General features: G+C 67.1%; 19 protein-coding genes. 10 read left to right on the top strand and 9 right to left on the bottom strand.

Annotated elements, in window-relative coordinates:
- Positions 1-7 precede the first annotated feature (7 nt).
- From deoC to xapA, 3 genes are read right to left on the bottom strand one after another with little or no spacing between them, the layout of a single operon-like run.
- Positions 8-964, bottom strand: coding sequence for a deoxyribose-phosphate aldolase (gene deoC, locus ISF28_RS07195; RefSeq protein ID WP_198116474.1), 957 nt, complete (start codon positions 962-964; stop codon positions 8-10).
- Positions 961-2,154, bottom strand: a complete 1,194-nt coding sequence (locus ISF28_RS07190) for a phosphopentomutase (RefSeq protein ID WP_198116473.1) — start codon at positions 2,152-2,154, stop codon at positions 961-963. Before ISF28_RS07190 ends, deoC begins: the two co-directional genes overlap by 4 nt.
- Positions 2,155-2,178: 24 nt before the next feature.
- Positions 2,179-3,021, bottom strand: coding sequence for a xanthosine phosphorylase (xapA, locus tag ISF28_RS07185; protein WP_198116472.1), 843 nt, complete (start codon positions 3,019-3,021; stop codon positions 2,179-2,181).
- Positions 3,022-3,232: 211 nt separating this feature from the next.
- On the opposite strand from xapA, the gene ISF28_RS07180 reads away from it, so the two are divergent.
- From ISF28_RS07180 to ISF28_RS07170, 3 genes are read left to right on the top strand one after another with little or no spacing between them, the layout of a single operon-like run.
- Positions 3,233-4,348 (top strand): carbohydrate kinase, encoded by a 1,116-nt coding sequence (locus ISF28_RS07180; RefSeq protein WP_198116471.1) that lies wholly within the window; start codon positions 3,233-3,235, stop codon positions 4,346-4,348.
- A 2-nt stretch (positions 4,349-4,350) separates the two neighbouring features.
- A complete protein-coding gene (locus tag ISF28_RS07175) occupies positions 4,351-5,271 on the top strand; it encodes a pseudouridine-5'-phosphate glycosidase (RefSeq protein ID WP_198116470.1) in 921 nt (306 codons plus the stop codon).
- A 19-nt stretch (positions 5,272-5,290) separates the two neighbouring features.
- A complete protein-coding gene (locus ISF28_RS07170; RefSeq protein ID WP_198116469.1) occupies positions 5,291-6,196 on the top strand; it encodes a LysR family transcriptional regulator in 906 nt (301 codons plus the stop codon).
- Positions 6,197-6,326: 130 nt separating this feature from the next.
- On the opposite strand, the gene pcp is transcribed toward ISF28_RS07170, so the two are convergent.
- Genes pcp through ISF28_RS07155 form a run of 3 tightly spaced genes read right to left on the bottom strand, consistent with a single transcriptional unit; the run spans position 6,327 to position 8,648 of the window.
- Positions 6,327-6,998 carry a pyroglutamyl-peptidase I gene (gene pcp, locus ISF28_RS07165; RefSeq protein WP_198116468.1) on the bottom strand — a complete coding sequence of 224 codons (672 nt, stop codon included), beginning with the start codon at positions 6,996-6,998 and terminating at the stop codon, positions 6,327-6,329.
- Between the two features lie 7 nt (positions 6,999-7,005).
- On the bottom strand, positions 7,006-7,962 hold the full coding sequence (locus tag ISF28_RS07160; RefSeq protein WP_198116467.1) for a DUF979 domain-containing protein: 957 nt from the start codon (positions 7,960-7,962) through the stop codon (positions 7,006-7,008).
- The gene (locus ISF28_RS07155) at positions 7,959-8,648 is read right to left on the bottom strand and encodes a DUF969 domain-containing protein (protein WP_198116466.1); all 690 of its coding nucleotides are present in this window, start codon (positions 8,646-8,648) and stop codon (positions 7,959-7,961) included. The genes ISF28_RS07160 and ISF28_RS07155 overlap by 4 nt, the downstream gene beginning before the upstream one ends.
- A 205-nt stretch (positions 8,649-8,853) precedes the next feature.
- On the opposite strand from ISF28_RS07155, the gene ISF28_RS07150 reads away from it, so the two are divergent.
- Positions 8,854-10,014 (top strand): SMP-30/gluconolactonase/LRE family protein, encoded by a 1,161-nt coding sequence (locus ISF28_RS07150; protein WP_198116465.1) that lies wholly within the window; start codon positions 8,854-8,856, stop codon positions 10,012-10,014.
- A gap of 1 nt (position 10,015) precedes the next feature.
- Here the strand turns inward: ISF28_RS07150 and ISF28_RS07145 are convergent, their stop codons facing one another.
- The gene (locus tag ISF28_RS07145) at positions 10,016-10,318 is read right to left on the bottom strand and encodes a YciI-like protein (RefSeq protein WP_198116590.1); all 303 of its coding nucleotides are present in this window, start codon (positions 10,316-10,318) and stop codon (positions 10,016-10,018) included.
- Between the two features lie 466 nt (positions 10,319-10,784).
- Between ISF28_RS07145 and ISF28_RS07140 the strand changes: the two genes are divergently transcribed.
- Genes ISF28_RS07140 through ISF28_RS07130 form a run of 3 tightly spaced genes read left to right on the top strand, consistent with a single transcriptional unit; the run spans position 10,785 to position 13,152 of the window.
- Positions 10,785-11,360, top strand: a complete 576-nt coding sequence (locus tag ISF28_RS07140) for a PAAR domain-containing protein (RefSeq protein WP_229518920.1) — start codon at positions 10,785-10,787, stop codon at positions 11,358-11,360.
- Positions 11,361-11,413: 53 nt separating this feature from the next.
- Positions 11,414-12,085 carry a VRR-NUC domain-containing protein gene (locus ISF28_RS07135; protein WP_198116464.1) on the top strand — a complete coding sequence of 224 codons (672 nt, stop codon included), beginning with the start codon at positions 11,414-11,416 and terminating at the stop codon, positions 12,083-12,085.
- Between the two features lie 8 nt (positions 12,086-12,093).
- Entirely contained in the window at positions 12,094-13,152 is a 1,059-nt protein-coding gene (locus tag ISF28_RS07130; RefSeq protein ID WP_198116463.1) for a type VI immunity family protein, read from the top strand.
- A gap of 90 nt (positions 13,153-13,242) precedes the next feature.
- Here the strand turns inward: ISF28_RS07130 and ISF28_RS07125 are convergent, their stop codons facing one another.
- Both ISF28_RS07125 and ISF28_RS07120 read right to left on the bottom strand, forming a co-directional pair.
- The gene (locus ISF28_RS07125) at positions 13,243-16,713 is read right to left on the bottom strand and encodes an arabinofuranosidase catalytic domain-containing protein (RefSeq protein ID WP_198116462.1); all 3,471 of its coding nucleotides are present in this window, start codon (positions 16,711-16,713) and stop codon (positions 13,243-13,245) included.
- Positions 16,714-16,839: 126 nt separating this feature from the next.
- Entirely contained in the window at positions 16,840-17,691 is an 852-nt protein-coding gene (locus ISF28_RS07120; protein ID WP_198116461.1) for a hypothetical protein, read from the bottom strand.
- A 230-nt stretch (positions 17,692-17,921) separates the two neighbouring features.
- Between ISF28_RS07120 and ISF28_RS07115 the strand changes: the two genes are divergently transcribed.
- The 3 genes from ISF28_RS07115 (at position 17,922) to ISF28_RS07105 (ending at position 21,674) form a co-directional block, all read left to right on the top strand.
- A complete protein-coding gene (locus ISF28_RS07115) occupies positions 17,922-18,854 on the top strand; it encodes an alpha/beta hydrolase (protein WP_229518919.1) in 933 nt (310 codons plus the stop codon).
- Between the two features lie 159 nt (positions 18,855-19,013).
- Positions 19,014-20,015 carry a BMP family lipoprotein gene (locus ISF28_RS07110; protein ID WP_198116459.1) on the top strand — a complete coding sequence of 334 codons (1,002 nt, stop codon included), beginning with the start codon at positions 19,014-19,016 and terminating at the stop codon, positions 20,013-20,015.
- Between the two features lie 129 nt (positions 20,016-20,144).
- Positions 20,145-21,674 carry an ABC transporter ATP-binding protein gene (locus ISF28_RS07105; RefSeq protein ID WP_198116458.1) on the top strand — a complete coding sequence of 510 codons (1,530 nt, stop codon included), beginning with the start codon at positions 20,145-20,147 and terminating at the stop codon, positions 21,672-21,674.
- The last annotated feature ends 9 nt before the right edge of the window (positions 21,675-21,683 follow it).

The following is a 21,683-nucleotide window of genomic DNA, read 5'->3' as shown; positions in this document are numbered from 1 at the left end:
GGTCCGATCAAGGTTGCGCGTGACGATGGACAGCCGAATAGCTGCCGGTGACGTAGTGTTCGAGCTGGCGCTCAATGTCGGTCAGCAGGCTCGATGCGCCGATGCGGAACAGGTGCGGCTGCAGCCATTCGTTGCCCAGCTCTTCCTTCATCACGGTCAGGTATTGCAATGCGGCCTTGGCGGAGGACACACCCCCGGCCGGCTTGTAGCCGACCTTGTAGCCGGTGCGTTCGTAGTACTCGCGGATCGCTCGTACCATCACCAGCGACACGGGAATGGTCGCGTTCACACCTTCCTTGCCGGTCGATGTCTTGATAAAGTCGGCGCCTGCCATCATGCAGACCCACGACGCTTTTGCTACGTTTTCCAATGTGACGAGATCGCCCGTCGCGAGGATCGCCTTCACGTGCGCGTCGCCGCACGCCTGGCGGTAGGCGACCATCTCGTCGTACAGCGCTTGCCAGTTGCCGGTCAGGACGTGCTGGCGCGTGATGACGATGTCGATCTCGCTGGCGCCGGCGGCCACGGACAGTTCGATCTCGCGGATCTTCGTTTCGAGGCTGGAGAGGCCCGCCGGGAACGCCGTCGAGACGGCGGCAATCGGCAGGCGGCCCCGCAGCACCTCGGCCGCGGGGCGGATCATTTCGTGATACACGCACACGGCGCCCGTCGTCAGCGAGTCGAGGCCCAGCGCCTGCATCAGGTCCGCGCGCAGCGGGCGCATCGCCTTGCGGCACAGGCGCTCGACGCGGCCCGGCGTGTCGTCGCCCGACAAGGTGGTCAGGTCGATGCACTCGATGGCGCGGATCAGCCACGCGGCCTGATATTCCTTCTTGACCGTGCGCCGGTTCGCGAGGCTGGCGGCGCGGCGGTCGGCCGCGTTGCGGTTGACCTTCAGGTGGTTGATCCAGCCCAGGTCGAGACCGATGGCGGTATTACGCTTGAAATCCAAATTCGGGCTCATAACAATGCGGTTCCGTTGGCAAGGGGTTGGACGCCGAGGTGGTGCGCCAGCGTGGCACCGATGTCGGAGAACGTGTCGGACACCGGCAGCTCGCGCGCGGGCGCGGCCGGGCCGAAGAACAGCATCGGGATGTGTTCGCGCGTGTGGTCGGAGCCGGCCCACGTCGGGTCGCAGCCGTGGTCCGCCGTGATGACGACGAGGTCGCCCTCCTTCAACTTCGCGATGAAGTCCGGCAGGCGCGCATCCAGTTCGTGCAGCGCGTTCGCGTAGCCGGCCACGTCGCGGCGGTGGCCGAAGTGCATGTCGAAGTCGACGAAATTCACGAACGTGAGCGATTTGTCCGGCGCCGTGCCGGCCACTTCCAGCAGGCGGTCGAACAGCGCCATGTTGTCGGCGCCCTTGATGAGTTGCGTGACGCCCTGGCCGGCAAAGATGTCGCTGATCTTGCCGAGCGCGATGACCTCGCCCCCGGCATCCTTCACGTGGTCCAGCAAGGTAGGGGCGACCGGGGGCACGGCGTAATCGTGGCGGTTGCTCGTGCGCTTGTAGTTGCCGTTGGCGCCCGTGAACGGACGCGCGATCACGCGTCCGATGTTGTACGGCTTGACCAGTTCGTACGCGGCTTCGCACACCTGGTACAGGCGCTCGAGGCCGAAGTGCTCTTCGTGCGCGGCGATCTGCATCACCGAGTCGGCCGACGTGTAGATGATCGGCTTGCCGGTCGCGACATGCTCGTCGCCCAGTTCCGTGATGATGGTCGTGCCGGACGCATGGCAGTTGCCCAGCCAGCCCGGCACGCCCGTGACCTCGGCCAGCTTGTCGGTCAGCGCCTGCGGGAAGGTCGGCACCGTCTTCGGGAAGTAGCCCCAGTCGAACAGCACGGGCACGCCGGCGATTTCCCAGTGGCCGCTCTGCGTGTCCTTGCCGGTGGAGCGTTCGCGCGCGACGCCCCAGGCGCCGGTGAAGCCGTCGCGCTTGTTGAATCCCGCGGGCCATGCGCCGCTGGCCTTGTGCGCGGCGGCGCCGAGGCCGATCGCTTCCAGCGTGGGCAGCGCCAGCGGCTTGCCCGATGCCTGCGCCCACTGCGCGATGTGGCCGAGGGTGTCGGCGCCCGCGTCGCCGTATTTATCGGCGTCGGGCAAGGCGCCCAGGCCGAAGGAGTCCAGCAGGAGGATGAATGCGCGTGACATGGTATCCCTTCCCTATTCCCGTGATCAGGCGGTCTTGCCCAGACGTTCGATGAAGCCGTGGATCAGCGTGACCATCTCCTTGGCCGCCACCGCAGCATACTTCAGCGTCTGCTCGTGCGACAGCGGGAACGGGCTCAAGCCCTCGGCCAAATTTGTGATGGCGGAAACGCCCGCCACCTTCAGGCCGCAGTGGCGCGCCGCGATCACTTCCGGCACGACGGACATGCCGACGACGTCCGCGCCGAGCGCCTTGAATGCGCGGATCTCGGCGGCCGTCTCGAAGTTCGGACCCGGGCACGCCAGGTACACGCCTTCGTTCACGGCGATGTTCTTGTCCGCCGCCGTGGCCTTGATCAGGTCGCGGATGCCGGCGTCGTACGCGTTGGCCATGCTGAAGAAGCGCGGGCCGAAGCGGTCGTCGTTCGGGCCGGCCATCGGGCTGCCCGGCAGCAGGTTGATGTGGTCCGTCAGCACGACGACGCTGCCGGCGTCCACTTCCGGACGCAGCGAGCCGGCCGCATTCGTCACGAACAGCAGTTCGCAGCCGATCAGTTTGAAGGTGCGCACCGCGGACGTCATCACGCCCGGGCCATAGCCTTCATAAAAGTGGCCGCGGCCCTTCATGCACGCGACCGGCACGCCCGCGAGCGTGCCCAGCACCAGTTCGCCGGCATGGCCGTGCACGGTGCTGATCGGGAAGCCCGGCAGGTCGGCATAGCCGATCGCCACCGCATCCGTCATCTGCTCGGCCAGCACGCCGAGGCCGGAACCGAGGATCAGGGCCACGCGCGGCGTGAAGCCCGGCTTGCGGGCGCGGATGACGTCGGCGGCTTCGAAGGGGGTGTTGCTGAACTGTTGGGTGGTCATTGTCGCGGTCCGGTCGAGATGAGGCTGGCGGTGCACCAAAATATGTCAACTATGCATGAATGCGGATTGTGTTGGCAAATACCATTTTTCTGGCGGATTTATATCTTCACGCAATAAATTCACGCTAGACTTCTCCCATGCATATCGCCACGTTGACCGCGACAAAACATATGTTTAAGATGAAAAACAAAAGTTTAATTCACCCGTCATCGTGACCGAATCGCCAAAAAAACAACAGTTGTACGAGGCCATCCGCGCGAACCCGTTCATTTCGCAGCAAGACCTCGCCAACCAGCTGGGCTTGTCGCGCTCGGCCGTCGCCGGCTATATCGCGGGCCTGATCCGCGAGCGCAAGCTGCTGGGGCGCGCCTACGTGCTGCCGGACCGCCGTCCCGTCGTCTGCGTAGGCGCCGCGAACCTGGACCGCAAGCTACGCTCGACGGCCGCCATCGCGCTGCGCACGTCGAACCCGGCCAGCCAGAGCGAATCGTTCGGCGGCGTGGCGCGCAACATCGCGGAGAACCTCGCCCGGCTGGGCACGACCGCCGCACTGCTGACCGCCATCGGCGCCGATTCGTCCGGCGCCGCCCTGCTCGCGCACGCGGAAAGCCTCGGCATCGACGTGCGCGGCGCGCTGCGCCTGGAAGGCTGCTGCAGCGGCACGTACACGGCCGTGCTGGACCGCGACGGCGAGATGGTCGTCGCGCTGGCCGACATGGCGCTGTACGACCGGCTCGAGGCCGCGTTCATCGACGCGCGCCAGGCCCAGCTCGCGGGCGCGGCCCTCGTCGTGGCGGACCTGAACCTGCCGCAGGACACCGTCGCCGCCCTCGCCCGCCAGGCGCGGCGCAACGCCACGCCGCTGGTCGTCGTCGCCGTGTCCGAACCGAAGATGGCGCGCCTGCCGGACGACCTGTCCGGCGTGCGCCTGTTGATCCTCAACGCCGGCGAACTCGCGGCCCGCGTCGGCCGGCCGCTGGCGGACGACGCTGCCATCGAAGCGGCCATGCGCGACGTGCAGGCCCAGGGCGCGCGCGACCTCGTCGTCACGCGCGGCGCGCGCGGCGTGCTCGTCACCGCCGGCGACGATGTCGTCGACCTGCCCGCGCCGCCCGTCGACGTCGTCGACGTGACGGGGGCCGGCGACGCGTTCGCCGCCGCCGTCTGCTGGTCGCTCGTGCAGGACGACGGGACCGACGACCTCGTGCTCGCATGCCGGCGCGGCCTGCACCTGTCGGCCCTCACGCTGGGCGTGCCCGAGACCGTGCATCCGGGCCTGGGTCCGAGCAGCCTCGCCACCGAACATCACCCGCTTTCACAGGACTGAACATGCAATCCTTCCTCCAGTTTTCTCCCGAAGTCGCGGCCGCGCGCGCGGCCGGCAAGCCCGTCGTCGCGCTCGAGTCGACGATCATTTCGCACGGCATGCCGTACCCGCAGAACGTGCGGACGGCGCGCGAGGTCGAGCAGGTGATCCGCGCCGCCGGCGCGACGCCGGCCACCATCGCCCTCATCGACGGCCGCATCTGCGTGGGCCTGGCGGACGCCCAGCTCGAACGGCTGGGCAATGCGCAGGATGCCCTCAAGGTCAGCCGGCGCGACCTCGCCTACGCGCTGGCCGAGAAAAAGCTGGGCGCGACGACGGTGGCCGCGACGATGATCTGCGCGGCGCTGGCCGGCATCGAGGTGTTCGTCACGGGCGGCATCGGCGGCGTGCACCGCGGCGCGGCCACGAGCTTCGACATCTCGGCCGACCTGCAGGAACTGGCGCGCACCAGCGTGGCCGTCGTGTGCGCGGGCGTGAAGTCGATCCTCGACATCGGCCTCACGCTGGAATACCTGGAGACGCACGGCGTGCCGGTGGTGAGCGTCGGCCAGCCGGGCTTCCCCGCATTCTTCACGCGCGAATCGGGCTTCAACGCCGACTTCCAGCTCGACACGCCGGAGCAGCAGGCCCGCTTCATCCGCACCAAGTGGCAGCTGGGGCTGAGCGGCGGCGTCGTCGTCAGCAATCCGGTGCCGGCCGAATCGGCGCTGCAGAACGACGAGATCGACGGCATCATCGCGCAAGCGCTGCGCGAGGCCGGCGCGCAAGGCGTCAAGGGCAAGGCCGTGACGCCGTTCCTGCTGGCCCGCATCAAGGACCTGACGGGCGGCCGCAGCCTCGCCACCAACATCGCGCTCGTGAAGCACAACGCCCTCGTCGGCGCCCGCCTTGCGGCGGCGCTGCACGCCACGGCGCACGTCTGAGCCCATTCGCGGAGACGCCATGTCGATCGACCTGAAGCAACTGAAATACTTCCTGGCGGTGGCCGAGGAAAAAAGCTTTTCGCGCGCCGCCGAGCGCCTGCACATCTCGCAGCCGCCGTTGTCGCAGCAGATCATGAAGCTGGAGAGCGAACTCGGGGTGCGCCTGTTCGCGCGCACGACGCGCAGCTTCGAGCTGACCGTCGCCGGCAAGGCGCTGATGCACGAGGCGGCCGACCTGCTAGGCCGCATGCGCATGACCATCGACACGATCCGCCAGATCGACCGCGGCGAGGTCGGGCGCCTGCGCGTCGGCATCGTCGGCTCCGCGATGTGGGGCCCGATTCCCGGCCTGCTGGAACAATTCCAGAGCCAGTTCCCGCGCGTGACGTGGACCATCCACGAACTGGGCCCGAACGACCAGTGGGACGCGCTGCGCGGCCGCCAGATCGACGTCGGCTTCTGGCGCGAGCCGAGGATCGACGAAGACATGCTGAAGAACGCCGGCCTGCGCCAGGAACTGTGCTTCCGCGAAGAGGTGTGCGTCGCGATCAATGCCCAGCACCCGCTGGCGCAGCAGGACGCCATCGAGCTGATCGACATCGCCAACGAGCCGATGCTGACCTTGCACCTGGACCAGTCGGCCGAACCGCGCTACCTGATCCAGTGCTGCGTCAACGCGGGCTTCCAGCCGGCGATCTTCCAGGAGGCGGCCGAGCCGCAGACCCTGCTCGCGATGGTGGGCGCCGGGCTGGGCGTGGCGCTGATGCCGGCGACGACGAGCCGCATCGGCTGGCCGGGCGTGCGCTTCCTGCCGGTGCGCACGAATCCGCCGTCGGCCAATCTGTACATCACGTATCCCACGCAGGACGATGCGCCGGTCGTGCGGGCGTTCCTCAAAATTTTAAATCCCGCTGGAGAACCGTAGGGTGGGGTGATTGATGCCGGGGGCATCAATCACGTGCCCACCATGTGCGCGGACCGCATGCGCTTGGTGGGCTCGTTTCATTCGAGGCCCCCGGCCTCGAATGCCCACCCTACGTCCTTATCTACACGAATTAATGGGTCGCGCCGCCAGCTTCTACTGCGTCGCTTTCCGTGACGACCGCCACCTCCACCGCGATGCGCAACGCGTCGACGATGTCGCGCAATGCCATCGACGGCGGCCGCTCCGGCCGGTCCGCGGCCTGCTCCGGCAGGAACGGCACGTGGATGAACCCCGCCTTCAGCGGCTGTCCGGCGGTCTGGTGCATCAAGCCGTAGAACACGTGGTTGCAGACGAAGGTGCCCGCCGTCTGCGACACGCTGGCCGGAAAGCCGCGCAGGCGCAGCGCTTTCACGATGGCCTTGACGGGCAAGGTGGTGAAATACGCGGCCGGTCCGTCCGCCACGACGGGCGTGTCGATGGGCTGGCGGCCCGCGTTGTCGCGGATCGACGCGTCGTCCATGTTGATGGCCACGCGCTCCAGCGAAATCTCGGAGCGGCCGCCGGCTTGGCCGACGGAGATCACGACGTCGGGCTTGACCTCGGCGATGGCGGCGCGCAGCGCGTCGATGGCGGCGCCGAACGCGCAGGGGAGCCGGCGCGCGGCCACCGCGAAGCCCGGCCCGGACCAGCCGTCAAGTAGCCGCGCGGCTTCCCACGACGGATTGATGGCGGCGCCGTTGAAGGGGTCGAACCCGGTCAGGAGGACGGTCCGGGCGGGAGCTTGGGGAGTCGGTGCGGTCATGTTCGCCTCATCGATACATCAAAAAATACAACAACACGATATTCGCGCCCAGCAGCGGCAGCGCGGTCGGCAGCTGGGCCTTGATCACGGCATTCTTGTCGGGCAGGTCGAGCAGCGCCGCCGGCACGATGTTGAAATTCGCGGCCATGGGCGTCATCAAGGTGCCGCAATAGGCGCTGAACATGCCGATGGCCGCCATCACGGCCGGATTCGCATGGTACACGCCGACGAGCACGGGAATCCCGATGCCGCCCGCGATGACGGGAAACGCGGCGAAGCCATTGCCCATCACGACGGTAAATAATGCCATGCCCACGCAGAACGCGGCGCAGGCCAAGAGCCGCGAGTCGAGGGGCAGATAACGCGTCGCGACGTGGGCCACGGCCTTGCCCACGCCTGCCTCGGAAAACAGCAGCCCAAGCACGGCCAGCATGTGCGGCAGCACGACGGCCCAGCTCATCGCATCGATCAGCCGGCGCGCCTCGCGCACGCCCTGCAGCGGCGTCGCGCGCGTGAGCCCGCACGCGAGCGCCAGCGCGGCGATGCTGCCGCAGCCCATGCTCACCAGCGTCACGTTCTTCGGGTCCAGCAGGAAGGCCGCGCCGATATGCACGTCCTTGAGCACGACGGAACCGAGCATCGTCACGACGGGAATCGCCAGCGCCGGCACGAGCAGCCGGTTGCCGAGGCGCGCCGCGCTGGCCTTCCGCGCCGCTTCCGGCGGGACGTCGGCGCGGCCGGGGCGCACCAAGCCGCAGCCGGCGACGAGCGCCATCGCGATCATCAGCACGCCCGCCACGGCCGGCGCCAGGCGTTCGCCCAGCAGGTAGACCAGCGCGTACAGGCCCCAGAACAGCGCCGTCGTGACGCGGCGCGGATTGGTCCTGTCGCGCACCGTCATGACGGCCGTCGCCGCGAACAGCAGGCCGACGAGCACGTAGAAAACGTCGAGGGACACGATCACCGGCCGGCCTCGCGGCGGATGCGCGCGTCGAGCCGGCGCAGGTTCCAGGCGTGGATGACGAAGGCCGTCACGGCCGTCGGCAAACCCCACAAGGCCATCCCGACGGGATCCACCTCGAGGCCCTCGGCCTTGAGGATCGTCTGCATCAGCACGATGGCGCCGAACGCGACGAACACGTCCTCGCCGAAGAACAGGCCGACATTGTCCGTGGCCGCGCTCATGGCCCGGATGCGCTGGCGCAGCGGCTCGGGCAGGGTCCCGTGGCGCGCCTCGGCCGCCGCCTCGGCCATCGGCGCGACGAGCGGGCGCACCATGTTCGGATGGCCGCCGAGGCTCGTCAGCCCGAACGCGGCGGCGACCTCGCGCGCCAGCAGGTACACCGTCAGCAGGCGCCCCGTCGTAGCCGACCGGACACGGGCGATGCCGGCCTGCGCGTATTCCTTGAGGCCGTAGCGTTCCAGCAGGCCGATCGCGGCCAGCGGCAGCAGCAGGATCAGCGGCAGGTTGCGGGTCTTGATGAACGCGCTGCCGAGCGATTCCAGCAGGCGCGCCACGGGCAGGTGCGCGGCCCAGCCCGTGACGCCGCAGGCGACGATCACGACGAGCACCGGGTGGGCGCGCAACAGGAATCCGGCGGCGACGGCAGCGATGCCGAGCAGCGGCCACAGATTGACGGCGGTGTGCATGGTCCTCCAGCGGTTGTGGTTGCGTGCGGAATCTTACCTTACGGATAAGTCTGCGCCGCTCGCATGCAGCGCACACGGACACGCCGTCGCGTCGACGCGACGAGCGGCCGACCTGCACATGACCGGCCCGCGCGCTTTGCGCGCACGCATGTCGCACCTAGCGATGCGCGGTAAGCTCGATGCCGTTTCCATCCGGGGTTCGGCCATGACTGCATTCGAACGCACAGTACGCTTGCTCCTGCTGACCGCCAGCCTGCTGCTCGGCCTGGCCGCGTGCGGCGGCGACGTCGCCATCGGAGTCGGCTGGTTTCACGAGGACGACCACCCGTGGCCCGACCATCCCGACTGGCCCAGCTGGCCCGACCGGCCACAGGGCGCCACGGGCCTGTTCCCGATCGCGGGCGACATCTGCGGGCAATGCACGGGCTCGCAGGACGGCACCGGCGCCGGCGCCCGCTTCAACGCGCCGCAGGGCATCACGGCGGACGCGGCCGGCAACCTGTACGTGGCGGAAAGCGCCAGCGCCACCGTGCGCAAGATCTCGCCCCAGGGCGTGGTCACGACCCTGGCCGGCACGCGCGGCGCCGTCGGCTACGCGGACGGCAGCGGCGCGGCGGCACGGTTCAACGACCCGAGCCGGCTCGTCGCCGATACCGACGGCAACCTGTACGTGACGGACAGCGGCAATTCCGTCATCCGCCGCATCGCGCCCGACGGCACGACGACGACCATCGCCGGCAACGGCACGTGCGGCAGCGCGGACGGCCGGGGCGCCACCGCGCGCTTCTGCAGGCCGCGGGGCATCGCGCTGGACCGCGACGGCAACCTGTGGGTGGCCGACACCGGCAACCACATGCTGCGCCGCATCGACGCCTCGGGCAACGTCACGACGGTGGCCGGCACGCCGGGCGTATGCGGCAGCCGCGACGGCAACGGCGGCCAGGCGCAGTTCTGCGACCCGCAGGACGTGGGCGTCGACAACTGGGGCAATGTCTACGTCGTCGACACGGGCAATTCGACGATCCGCATGGTGAACGACAAGGGCATCGTGTCGACCCTGGCCGGCCAGGCGGGACGGTGCGACGCCGTCGACGGCAGCCCGGGCGTCTCGCGCCTGTGCGCGCCCAGCGGCATCGCGGTCGACGGCAACGATCTATACATCGCCGACACCGGCAACTCGACCATCCGCCGCATCAACCTGGACAATGTGACGAGCACCGTGGCCGGCGTGGCGGGCCATGCGGGCATCGTCCTCGGGCCCCTGCCCGGCGGCCTGGACCGGCCGGTCGGCGTGGCCCTGGCGCCCGACCGCTCGATCGCGCTCACGACGCACGACCTCGTCGTGAAACTGTTGCCGGCGAAGTGAGTCAGCCCGGCCGGACCGGATTCGCGGCGTCCTGGCCGACGACGGTGGTCCACGGCCGCACGCGCCACTGCTTGACGAGGCCGTGGACGACGTACGGATCGGCACGGGCGAAGCGCTCGGCGGCTTCCGGCGAGTCGCCGGTGAACAGCAGCACCGCCTGGTCGGCCGGATCGGCCAGGGCCCCGGCAATGACGATCTCGCCGCGCTCGTGGGCTTCCCAGCCCAGCTTGAGGTGTTCGTTGCGGAATTCGCCGCGGCGCTCCAGGTAATCGGGGGCCAGGTCGTAGATCAGCAGGAAGTGCACTTTGTTCTCCATAAAAACGCGGTGGTGCCGCACATCTTAATCGGTCCGGTGTGAACTCGTCTTATTCCGAACTTGAGATATTGCGCATGATTATCATCGGCAGACCCACCGATACATCTGCAGAGACCGCTCTTTGCTGCCAATCAAGGCTCCAAACGCCCTGTTGAGTACCTTAGCCGATGGCAAATCGACTCCCTGAAAAACCATCGGAGGCTGCTGTTCCGCTGCGATCCGGATCGTACAAAAATTCGGGCGACTTCGACTCTTACTCAGTCCCTTGGCCAAATACACGGTCAACATAACGTCCGTCGCTAACACAGCCAGTCATGAGGTCACGGTTCCTCCTGGCAAGGTCATCACCTTGATCTTCCTCGGCTGAACAAAATGTTTAATTAGAAAAATTTACAAATGCAACATTAATGTTAAAATTTACTTTAATGCAAGTAAAAAGACTAGCGGAGGCACTTTGAAACCCCTCATCGTTATCGGCGACAAAACGAGTCACGGCGGGACCGTCATTACCTGTTCACAGCTCTCCGCTACCGAAGGAAAGGGTTGGGCTCGGGTCGGCGACATGGTCTCCTGCCCGCGATGCAAGGGTGTGTTTCCCATCGTGGAGGGGGACGTGGGCTTTCTTGACGACGGCCACGCGGTCGCCTATGACGGGTGCAAAACAGCATGTGGTGCCCTGCTGGTCGCCAGCCAGCAGATGACCCTCACGGCCCCGGTAAACGGCGGCGCATCTGCCGTCGTATCGGACGCCCCCAGTACGTCCCTGCAGGGCTTTGGCGTGGTGGCAGCCGGGCTTGCAAGCCGCTACCACGATGAGCCTGTCGCGCAAAGCCAAGGGCGCTTTCGCGGACGCTTCCAACTCGTCAACGCCGCGACCGGAGCCCCAGTGCGCAGCCAGGCCGTGCGTGTGCGGTCCACCGGTGGGCAATACATCACAGGCACTACCGACGCAGACGGCTACACGACTTGGGTCGACCGCGACGCACGCGAAGCTCTGGCGTTTGAGTTGGTTCAGGACGGTGACGCATGACGGGCCCCCCCACTCCTCCGCCGGGGGAAAAGACGCCAATGGCGGTCGGGGATATGTCCCCGGAAGGCTCTACTACGGTGGTACCTCTCAAGCAACCCGAGCTCGATGCAGCCGATAAGAAGGTCCTTTGCTCGGCGATGTGCCAGTGTCAAACGCAGCCGAATATCGGCGCTGACGGGCGCCGGCTGAAGCAGGAGTGTGTCTCCAGCCGACTCAAGGCGCTCGACGAAGCACTCAAGTACACGAGCCCCTACAAAGCCGAGTATACCTACGATATGACGAAGCGGCCGCCAGAACCGTTCCTCGACAAAGAGATTCCGACCAAAGGACGGACTCTTTGGCGAGGCTGGACCTCGACACTCTGGCCCCAAGACCCGACTCGCCCGCAGCCATACGTCGCCAATCGCGGCTACACCCGCCGCCCGGATGTGGTCATCGTCAACGACCCGTCGAAGCCTCCCACGCAGGACAACATCAAGCAAGTGGTGGAGATGAAGTTTCCCGACGACAAATATCGGTTAGGCCAGCGCCAGGCCTACATCAAAATTGCCGGTGCCCCAAACAAGATGGTGCCGCTAGACCTCAAGCAGTGCGACTGCGACCGTCCTGAGCCAAAGCCGACGAAACTACCCGTTGAACAATTGGGCCCTGCAGCAGCAGCGGCAGGCATAATTTACATGATTGTGACGAAACGGCCGCCACCAGGCGGCGTGCCGGCATTTTAAGGACTGACATGAGCGATTTACCATTCGACCCCGTCGAGCTGATGCGCACGAACCCTGAGGCGATGAACGTTCCCGGGGGATTGCTCACGGCGCAAGGGCCGCAAAACTATATAGGCTGTGTGCCCGCTATCGCCGCCACGCTCTTTTTCACGGACGCGCACCTGCCGCCCGTGCGTGAGGCCATTAGTGAGTGTTTCGCGGCCTATCAGGCTGCCGTCAAGCCTAAGCTGACCTGGCTCTTGCGTGAAGAGCCACCCGAGGGCCCCGATACAATGACCGTCGAGCAGGCAAAGCCACTCAAGGTTATGTTGTCCAAGTTAGACCCGGACGATGCGGTGAGCTTCTACTACACCAGCGGAAAACAGATGTACGACGCCGGACCGTGGGACTTTCAAGTCGTTGGGCTTCCGGCCTGGCGCGCGAAAATGGGCGACTGGGGCCTGTGTGGCATGCGATTTACTGTACCGCTCCTGTTTGTCGAGGAGCACGCGGCCGTATTCCTGGAACTCTTCGTTGACTGCGCGCGACGGTTACGTGCGGTCCATGGCTACGCGGGCCACAGCCTGAATCTGTCAGCCCTGCGCTATGACGAGAACCAGGCATTCGAGGCATTCCTCGCCTCGAAGTTGCGCGGCTTTGATGCCGGCAACCTGATCGCCGGCGCCGCCAACGCGCATCTGGGCATCAAGACCATTAGCTGGCTGACGGCCATCAACAGGGAATACCTGGAAAAGGTGGGTGGTGAATCGACCATCCGGTCTGAGTTGCCGATGGACTGGTTCCGGCTGTTCGATTACGGCGCGGGCGTCGTTATCCAGGCTGGCCCACAGCCGGATGCGGCGCCGGCGGACGCACCACCTCCGGCGCGGATGGTGCTTCCAAACATGCTCTTGCGGCCAGTCCGGACATCTGAAGTGCAGATCCACTACGCCTCTTCCGAAAGCGAGCCTCGTCTGATTGGCTGGTCCGCTGACCAGTGGCTCAAGCGCTTCGATGTTCCTTCCGACCAGCTGATGGCCTATAAAGCGCAGCTGCTGAAAGAGCCCAAGATTCCTTCTGATCAGTAGCGCCGCCTTCGCTCGAAGGCCCTCGATTCGCCGCGACACGAGTCCGACGCTGCCCGTCGACCGGGCGCACGCCGCACTGAAGCACGTCACTCATCTCCCAGGCGCGCGACGGACATAGGTGTTGGCCGCGCCCGGCGTCGCGACGTCACCCGCCGCCGTCATCACCGCGCCCGCGGCATGCGACTTCGCGAGCGGGCCGGTGAAGGCGATGCCGGTGCCCGACACATTGCTCCCCGTGTCGTGCGCGCGCGCCAGCGGCGCCGCGAGGGTCAGCTTGCCGGCCCGCCACGCCGTGTCCACCGCCGCGACGACGCCCTGCTCTTCATCCGCGCCGCTGCCGATGACCACGGCCTGGCCGACCGTGAATTGGCGCGGGTCGTCGACCCGGACGACCGTCGCGCCCTTGTCCGCGATCGCCGCTGCACGGGTGATGCCAGGCGAGCCGACTGTGGCGACCGTCAAGGTTTCCGCATGGTCGCCCGCATCGACGACGACGGCCTGGCCGGGCGCAAAGGGCGCGACCGACACGGCCTTGACGCCCTTCGCTCCCGCATCCACGGCGCCGATCCTGACCGAGGCGGACGTCACGAAATCCGAGCAATCGTCATCGCTGTCCTGGCCGTCCGGATAGCGTCCCGTGCTGCCGGGGGTCGCGTCGACTTGCCCGACGGGACCGCTGAACGGGATGCCCGGGAGCGCGCGCTCCCAGACGAACGAGCTGGCGATGCCCGGCGCGCCCGCGTGGCAGGTGGCGTCCTTGCCGGCGGCGCCGCGGAATCCGCCGGATGCCCATGGATCGACGAGGCCGCCGTAGTTCAGGCTGTCGACCACGTGCCCCGCCGCGTCGCGCAGCACCATGCTGCCCGCTTGCCGCGACGGCGCCGGGCCGCCGAACCATTGGTCCGGCTTGCCCTGGAAGCCGGCGGCGGTCACGGTAGCCACGCGCACGACGGCATCGGTGTCATGGGCACGGGACAGGGCGCGGTCCAGCACGATCCCGCTGCCCGCCGGGCGCACCGGCTCGTTGCTCGAGTGCGCGTGACGGGTGGCGGGACTGAAGCTGATGCCCGAACCGCGCACGCTGAACGGCAGGTTGGCCGCGTGGTCGTAGCGCAATGGCGCCGCCAGTTCGAGGCCCGTGCCCGGCTCCACGAACGGTTCGCTGGCCACGTGAGGCTGGGCGAGCGCCGGCGCGATCATCAGCGTCAGGTTGCCGCCCGGCTGGCCCTCGACCTTGACGATCTCCACGGTTTCGAGATGGCCGGGCGCGCCGATCACGGCTTTGCCGGGCGTGTAGTCGACGTTCTTCCTGGCTGGGAAACCGATCGCGCCATGCACGACGATCGTCGTCGCGCCGGCTGCCGCATCGCGGGCCAGGCTGGTGCGCCGGGCGGCCGTGCCCACGTGCTTGACGGTGACCGTGTCGATGCCGTGGCCGACGCTGTCGATGTCGAGCCGCAGCTTGTCGCCGGCGGCGATGCCGTCGGTCGACGTCACCTGGATCGTCGTCGAACCGGCCGGCGCGTCGAGGCCGAGCCACGCCTGGTTGCCTGCCGTGCCGACGCCGGTGATGGTCACTGTCTCGTAATGCTCGGTCGCGCGCCCGACGTCGGGATACGTGGCGCCGTAGCCGAGGGCGAGCGTGTCGCCGACTGCGAAACCCGCGGTGGAGGTCACCGGGACGTTCGTCGCACCGGCCGGAATCGTGATGATGGGGCCGTCGGGGAGCGGCTGCCACAGGGGCGTCGCCTGGCCGGCCGCCGTGCCGACGCGGACGACCTTGCGCGTTTCGCGGTCCGGACCGCTGCCGACGACGACGGTGTCGCCCGGCTTGATCCCGTCGACGTTGCGCACGTGCACGGTCGTGTCGCCGGGCTGGGCGGGCAGCACGAGGCCGGAATTGGACAAGCCCAGCACGTAGAAGCCGTGCGGCGCCAGCCTGGTGCCGGCGGGAATCTTCACTGCGGAAAACAGCGGTTCGCGCGCCGCGTGCTGGGCGAACGTCCAGTTCGACAGGTCGACCGCTTGCGCGCCGGCGTTATAGAGCTCGATGAAGGCATTGGTCGGGTTGTCGCCGGCGCCGTCGCTCAGGCGGAATTCGTTGATCTTCACCGGCGCCACGTTGCGCACCTTGGCGGCGGCGAATTCGGCGCGTCGTGCATGGCCCACGGCATCCGGCCACGTTGCGACGCCTTTCACGTCGCCATTGAACGGGGCGGCACCGGACGTGACCTTGAATACGGCATGCACGCTCGCGCCGGGCGCGATCGCGTCCGCGAAGGTTGCCGACGCCTTGCCGCCCGCTGCGGCGCGCCAGCCCTGCGGCACCGCCAGGGACAGCGTGACGCCCCGGACGGGCCGATCCGTCGTGTTCGTGAACGTGACGGTCATGTCGCGCGACTCCCGCGGCGCGAACGTGTGCAGGCCGGCCGGGACGTCGGCGGCCGCCTTGGCGCCGGCGCCCACGCTGACGGCCGCCACATCGTAGCGGGCGGCCGCCACGTTGTGCGCGACCAGCTGGTCGGTGTCGTTGGAGGGATACGTCCCGGGCGCCGTCATCGCGCCTTCGTAGAACGTGCCTTGCGACGTGGCACTGTTGTCGCCGCCATTGCCGAGAATGACGGCGCCCTGCTTGCGCATGGGATCGTACGAAGCGTCGATCCTGCGCCCTTCGTACATGACGGCAAGCCGTCCCCGCCGCGCATCGCCGCCCAGCGTCGCCCAATGGCCGGGCTTGCCTTTCGTGACGGCGGTGACGAAGCGCGCATCGAGGGTGGGCACGCCTGCGCACATTTTCGACTTGTCGTCGTTGACGCAGCCGACGAGATTGTTTTCCTGGTCGGCCATCACCCACGGCCCCGGCCCGCTGCCGCGATACCATCCGGTCGCATTGCCGAAATAAATCGCTTCCATGGTGCCGTTGTCGTCGTCGATGCTGTCGATCTCGCCGTTGCCGTAGTCGAAGCAGCAGTCGGTATTGTAGTGATAGCCATTGATGACGGCATATTGCCCGCCCGCCTGGTCGTCGACCGGCACGCCGTGCGTGTCGTTCAGGCGCAAGCCCATGCCCGGCGCGATGTACACGCCATAGACCTTGTGGCCCATCACGGTGACCGGCGCCAGGTCCGCCAGCGGCAGATTGTCCATGCCGCCCAGCGCGGGCCCCGTCCAGGTGCCGCGCGGCGCCTGCACAAGGTGGTTGCGCTTGCCCGATTGGTCGTACAGCACCGTGATCCAGCAATAGGTGTTGGCGCAAAACGCATCCTGCGCCGCCGCGTCCGCATAGCCGCCGGCGTCGGGAACCGGCAGGCGCGTCGGTTGCACGACGCCGATGTCGAGCGTCTTGCCGTCCGACTGGCGCATCACCTGGTACAGCGGTCCGTCATACGCGGCATACAGCGCGCGCGTGGTGCTGTGCGCGGCGACGCAGGGCGCGCCCGCCTTCGCATAGATGTCGCACGGGCCCTCCGGCCGGGCCGGACTGGCGTTCGCGGCCGGCAGCACGCCCAGGGTGAACGCCAGCGTGAGCATCAGGCTGACGGCAAGATTCAGGATTCGCATGGATTCGTTCTCTTCGAAAACCGTTTTGTTATCGATAACCAATTGTGAAACCGTCCATCCTAGAGCGAATGGGCTGGCTTTGACCAATCGTTTTTTTGTCGTGACCGATATCGGATTTGCAATGGCTCAGTGCGGCGCGGCACGCTCCCGCCCGCGCAGGTCGGCGGCGCGGGCGACGATCGCATCGGCACGCGCCTGGGCGCGGGCCTTCTCGGCGGACGTCAGGCCGGCGCCGATCTCGTCCAGGAAAGGGCCGTTGAACGGGATCGCCTGCTGCTCCGGCACGCCGTCCAGCTTGACCATGATGTCGCGCAGCGCCATGCCGTAGGCCAGTGCGCTCTGGCGGTCGGCCGCGATGGCCGGGTGGCCGAACCAGAAGCCCGTGAACAGCTCGTACAGGCTGGACCAGACGCCCTGCTCCGCCTGGTCGTTCAGCATCCCGTTGACGCGCGCCTTCCACTCCTTGACGAGCGGATCGTCCGGACGCGTCGTGAGGGCGGTCGGGTCGCCGAACGGGCCTTCCTCGACCAGCTCCGCCAGCGCGCCGTCCACCCCCGCGCGCGCGGCGCGCTCGAGGTGGTCGATGCGCGCCATCTTCATCCTTTCGTTCAGGGTCGCGCAGGCATGCGCGGGATCGGCGAGCACCTCGCGGTCCGTCCCTTCGCTCTGCGGCAACCGCCCCGTGCGCTCGAACACGACGCACGTGTGCAACAGCCACCAGGCCTGGAATGCGTCGTGCGGGTCGCCGCTCGCGGCCAGGCGCTCGATGCGGCGCGCCAGCGGTTCGGGCGGTGCCGCCGCGGGCAGCGGCGCCGGCTCGCCCGGGCCGGACAGCCACGCCGGTCCCGCGTCACCCGTGGTGCCGGCGGCCGATGGCGCCGGCGCCTTCACGGCGGCCGGCACGGGCGGCGGCGCGACGGGCCGCCACGCCGGCAGTACCAGCACCACGAGCAAGCCCAACGCCGCACACGCCGCCACGACTGTTTTCCACTTCCACTTCACCTCGCCTCCGCGCTCTCCATTCGTGAACAGCCTAGCAAGGCTGTCACGCCGCGACAACGCCGGCGCTGTAACAGGTTGTTGCAGCGAAACTACTGTTGTGGCATCCGTTCCATAATGAAGCCGTATTTGATGGGCAGCGCACAGATTAAACCGGAAGGCAGAGGTAGACTGTATACATGAGCACTCCGAAAAAATTGGCGGCAGGTATGGCTGGCGTTGCCAGCATGTTGTGGCTGGGCCTCACGGCCGCGGTCGCGGCGAACCAGCGCCGTCTCGTGTTCAATCCCACCGTCGAGCGGGAAGTCGCGCATCCGCGCAGCAACGGACACCGCACGCGCCCCGTCGTGCTGCGCGCCAAGGACGGCACGCGGCTGTCCGGCTGGCTGATGACGCCGCGGATGCCGGGCTCGCGCCCCGCCGTCATTTATTTCGGCGGACGGTCCGAGGAAGTGTCCTGGGTCGTGCGCGATGCCGGCAAGCTCTTTCCTGGCATGGCCGTGCTGGCCGTGAATTACCGCGGCTACGGCGACTCGCATGGCGACCCGGCCGAGGCGCACATGGTCGACGACGCCTGCATGCTGTTCGACTGGATGACCGCGCGCCACCACGTCGATCCGCGCCGCATCGCCGTCGTCGGCCGCAGCCTCGGTTCCGGCGTGGCCGTGCAGGTGGCGAAGGAACGTCCCGTGCATTCCGTCGTGCTGATCACGCCCTACGACTCGATCCTGGCCCTCGCCAAGCGCAAGTTCCGCGTGATGCCGATCGAATACATGCTGCGCCACCGCTTCGAATCGATCAAGTACGCGCCCACGCTCAAGGCGCCGACGTTCGTGCTGCGCGCGGCCAGCGACGACATCGTGCCCCATTCGCACACCGACCAGCTCGTCGCCAAGCTGGCCCAACTGATAGGGGACGAGACGGTGCCCGACTCGGACCACCTGACCATTCCGTACCTGGAAGACACCCAGGCGCGCATCGCCCGCTTCCTCACGTCGCAGTTCGCGGGGCCGATCGAGGCGCCCAGCCTCGCTTCCGCCGCGCCCATCCCGGTGCCGGCCCCGGACATCGTCGTCGCGGCCGCCGCGACGCCCGCCGTCGCCGCCCTCCCCGTTGCCCCCGTCCTGCCGCTCATCAAGTGACACATTCTGGTTTTCTTGCGGGATTTATATTTCAACAAAATAAATCACGAAGTAAAATCGTATTTGCCATGAATAAACGGGGTGATGCATAGTTCCGAAAATCCCCTACTCCCAGCACAGCCGTTGCGCCGGTACAATACGGGATTCAGGAGCCAATCGATGAAATTCAAGCATATTTGTCTGACGATCGCGGCGTTGTGCATCAGCGCCGCTGCCCGTGCCGACATGGCCGGCGCGAAGCTCGCGATCGTCTACGATGCCGGCGGCAAGTTCGACAAGTCCTTCAACCAGTCCGCCTCCGAAGGCGTGATGCGGTTCATGAAGGAAACCGGCCTCAAGGTGTTTGAAGCGCAGGCCAACTACGATACCCAGGCCGAACAAGTCCTGCGTGCCCTCGCCCGCAAGAAGCTGAAATTGATCGTGTCGATCGGCTTTTCGCAGACGCAGCCCGTGCAAAAGATCGCGGCCGAATACCCGAACGTCCACTTCGTCATCGTCGACGGCAATGCCCAGGGCAAGAACGTCAATTCCGTGCTGTTCAAGGAACAGGAAGGCTCCTACCTCGTGGGCGTCGCCGCCGCGATGGCGTCCAGGACCAAGACGATCAGCTTCGTGGGCGGCATGGACATTCCCCTGATCCGCGCGTTCGCCTGCGGCTACGTGCAGGGCGCGAAGTCGGTCGTGCCGAAGATCCAGGTGTTGGAGAACATGGTCGGCACGACGAGCGCGGCCTGGAACGACCCGGCCAAGGGCGGCGAACTCGCCCGCGCGCAATTCGACCGCGGCTCCGACGTCGTGTTCGCCGTGGCCGGCGGTTCCGGCATGGGCGCGCTGCAGATGGCGAAGGAAAAGGGCAAGCTGGCGATCGGCGTCGACTCGAACCAGAACTACCTGTACCCGGGCACCATGCTGACGTCGATGGTCAAGCGCGTCGACAACGCCACCTACGAAGCCCTCATGAAAGCGAAGAACGGCCAGTTCACGTCGGGCATCACGTACGAGGGCCTGAAGGAAGGCGGCGTGGACTGGGTGCTCGACAAGGACAACCGCATGGTCGTCACCCCCGAGATCGAAAAGCGCGTGACGGCGGCGCGGGCCGACATCATCGCCGGCAAGATCAAGGTGGTCGACTACCGCGCGGCCGGTTCCTGCCCGCAGTAACCGCAGCAACCGCAGCAACGTACCGCATGCCGTAAAGCGTCAAGCGCGCCGCGCCGGTGTCCACGCCGGCGCGGCGCGCTTTTAAGTGAATGCCTTCCCTTTTACTCTGTCTACCGAAAACGGACCGCCATGCAGTCAGCCGTAGAATTTCGCAACATTAGCAAGGCCTTCGGGGCGGTGCGGGCGAATACCGACGTCAGCTTCGCGATCGCCAAGGGCTCGATCCACGGCGTGATCGGCGAAAACGGCGCCGGCAAGTCGACACTGATGAGCATCCTGTACGGCTACTACAATGCCGACAGCGGCCAGGTCCTGGTCGACGGCCAGCCCCGCGACATCCGCACCAGTCATGAAGCCATCGCCCTCGGCATCGGCATGGTGCACCAGCACTTCATGCTCGTCGAGAACATGACGGTCCTCGACAACGTCATGCTGGGCAACGAGGGCGGCTTCAAGCTGGCCGCCAAACGCGGCGCCGTCGAGGCGAAGCTGCGCGAGATCTGCGACCGCTACCGGCTCGACGTCGACCCGCTGGCGACGGTGCACGACCTGTCCGTCGGCGCACAGCAGCGCGTGGAGATCCTCAAACAGATTTACCGCAGCGCCGACATCCTGATCCTCGACGAGCCCACGGCCGTGCTGACCGCGCAGGAGACGGCGTCGCTGTTCGAGATCCTGCGGCTGTTCAAGGAACAGGGCAAGACCATCATCCTGATCACCCACAAGCTGCAGGAGATCATGGAGATCACGGACGAGGTAACGGTGATGCGCGCGGGCCGCGTCGTCGGTGCGGTGAAGACGGCGAAGACGTCGCGCGAGGCACTGGCCAACATGATGGTCGGCCGCCCGATCCAGAGCGAGCTGCCGCGCGCGCCGCTCAATCCGGGCGCGGAAGTGCTGAAGGTCTCAAGCCTGGGACTGAAGGACGCGAACGGCGTGGCCCTGCTGTCCGACATCGATTTTACGTTGCGCGCGGGCGAAGTCGTCGCCATCGCGGGCGTGTCGGGCAACGGCCAGAGCGAGCTGCTGGAGATCCTGTCCGGCATGCGCCTGCCGACGCATGGAACCGTCGAATTCCTCGGCAAGGATCTGCCGTACGCGGGCCGCACCAACGCGGACGGCCTGCCTGCGGCGTTCCGCGCTTTGGGCATCGGCCACGTGCCGGAAGACCGCCTGCGCGACGGCGTGATCAAGGATTTCTCCGTCATGCAGAACACCGTGTTCGGCTACCAGGACAAGGTCAAGAACCGCTGGGGCCTGTTCGACACCAAGAAGATCGCCGCACGCTGCGCGCACCTGATGACGGCGTTCGACGTCCGTCCGAACAATCCCGACCTGCGCATCGGTCTCCTGTCGGGCGGCAACCAGCAGAAGGTCGTGATCGCGCGCGAAGTGGCCGCGAAGCCGAAGCTGATGCTGGTCGGCCAGCCGACGCGCGGCGTCGACATCGGCACCATCGAAAGCATCCACACGCAGCTCCTGCGCCTGCGCGACGAAGGCGTGGCGATCCTGCTGTCGTCGGTGGAGCTGGAAGAGGTGCGCGCGCTCGCGGACCGCATCATCGTGATGTGCGGCGGCCGCATCGCCGGCATCCTTCCCATCGACGAATTCGACACCACCCGCATCGGCCTGTTGATGGGCGGGATGCACAAGTCCTGAGGCCGGAGC

It is taken from the genome of Massilia rhizosphaerae, from assembly GCF_016093545.1.
GTDB lineage: Bacteria > Pseudomonadota > Gammaproteobacteria > Burkholderiales > Burkholderiaceae_D > Telluria > Telluria rhizosphaerae.
Note: the sequence above shows the minus strand (reverse complement) of the source record. Positions and strands in the feature narration are given on the sequence as shown.

What these genes read in the sequence shown, in the direction of transcription:
- deoC (WP_198116474.1), bottom strand. Translation starts at nt 964, where the DNA reads ATGAGCCCGAATTTGGATTTCAAGCGTAATACCGCCATCGGTCTCGAC.
- ISF28_RS07190 (WP_198116473.1), bottom strand. Translation starts at nt 2,154, where the DNA reads ATGTCACGCGCATTCATCCTCCTGCTGGACTCCTTCGGCCTGGGCGCC.
- xapA (WP_198116472.1), bottom strand. Translation starts at nt 3,021, where the DNA reads ATGACCACCCAACAGTTCAGCAACACCCCCTTCGAAGCCGCCGACGTC.
- ISF28_RS07175 (WP_198116470.1), top strand. Translation starts at nt 4,351, where the DNA reads ATGCAATCCTTCCTCCAGTTTTCTCCCGAAGTCGCGGCCGCGCGCGCG.
- ISF28_RS07170 (WP_198116469.1), top strand. Translation starts at nt 5,291, where the DNA reads ATGTCGATCGACCTGAAGCAACTGAAATACTTCCTGGCGGTGGCCGAG.
- pcp (WP_198116468.1), bottom strand. Translation starts at nt 6,998, where the DNA reads ATGACCGCACCGACTCCCCAAGCTCCCGCCCGGACCGTCCTCCTGACC.
- ISF28_RS07155 (WP_198116466.1), bottom strand. Translation starts at nt 8,648, where the DNA reads ATGCACACCGCCGTCAATCTGTGGCCGCTGCTCGGCATCGCTGCCGTC.
- ISF28_RS07150 (WP_198116465.1), top strand. Translation starts at nt 8,854, where the DNA reads ATGACTGCATTCGAACGCACAGTACGCTTGCTCCTGCTGACCGCCAGC.
- ISF28_RS07135 (WP_198116464.1), top strand. Translation starts at nt 11,414, where the DNA reads ATGTCCCCGGAAGGCTCTACTACGGTGGTACCTCTCAAGCAACCCGAG.
- ISF28_RS07130 (WP_198116463.1), top strand. Translation starts at nt 12,094, where the DNA reads ATGAGCGATTTACCATTCGACCCCGTCGAGCTGATGCGCACGAACCCT.
- ISF28_RS07125 (WP_198116462.1), bottom strand. Translation starts at nt 16,713, where the DNA reads ATGCGAATCCTGAATCTTGCCGTCAGCCTGATGCTCACGCTGGCGTTC.
- ISF28_RS07115 (WP_229518919.1), top strand. Translation starts at nt 17,922, where the DNA reads ATGGCTGGCGTTGCCAGCATGTTGTGGCTGGGCCTCACGGCCGCGGTC.
- ISF28_RS07110 (WP_198116459.1), top strand. Translation starts at nt 19,014, where the DNA reads ATGAAATTCAAGCATATTTGTCTGACGATCGCGGCGTTGTGCATCAGC.
- ISF28_RS07105 (WP_198116458.1), top strand. Translation starts at nt 20,145, where the DNA reads ATGCAGTCAGCCGTAGAATTTCGCAACATTAGCAAGGCCTTCGGGGCG.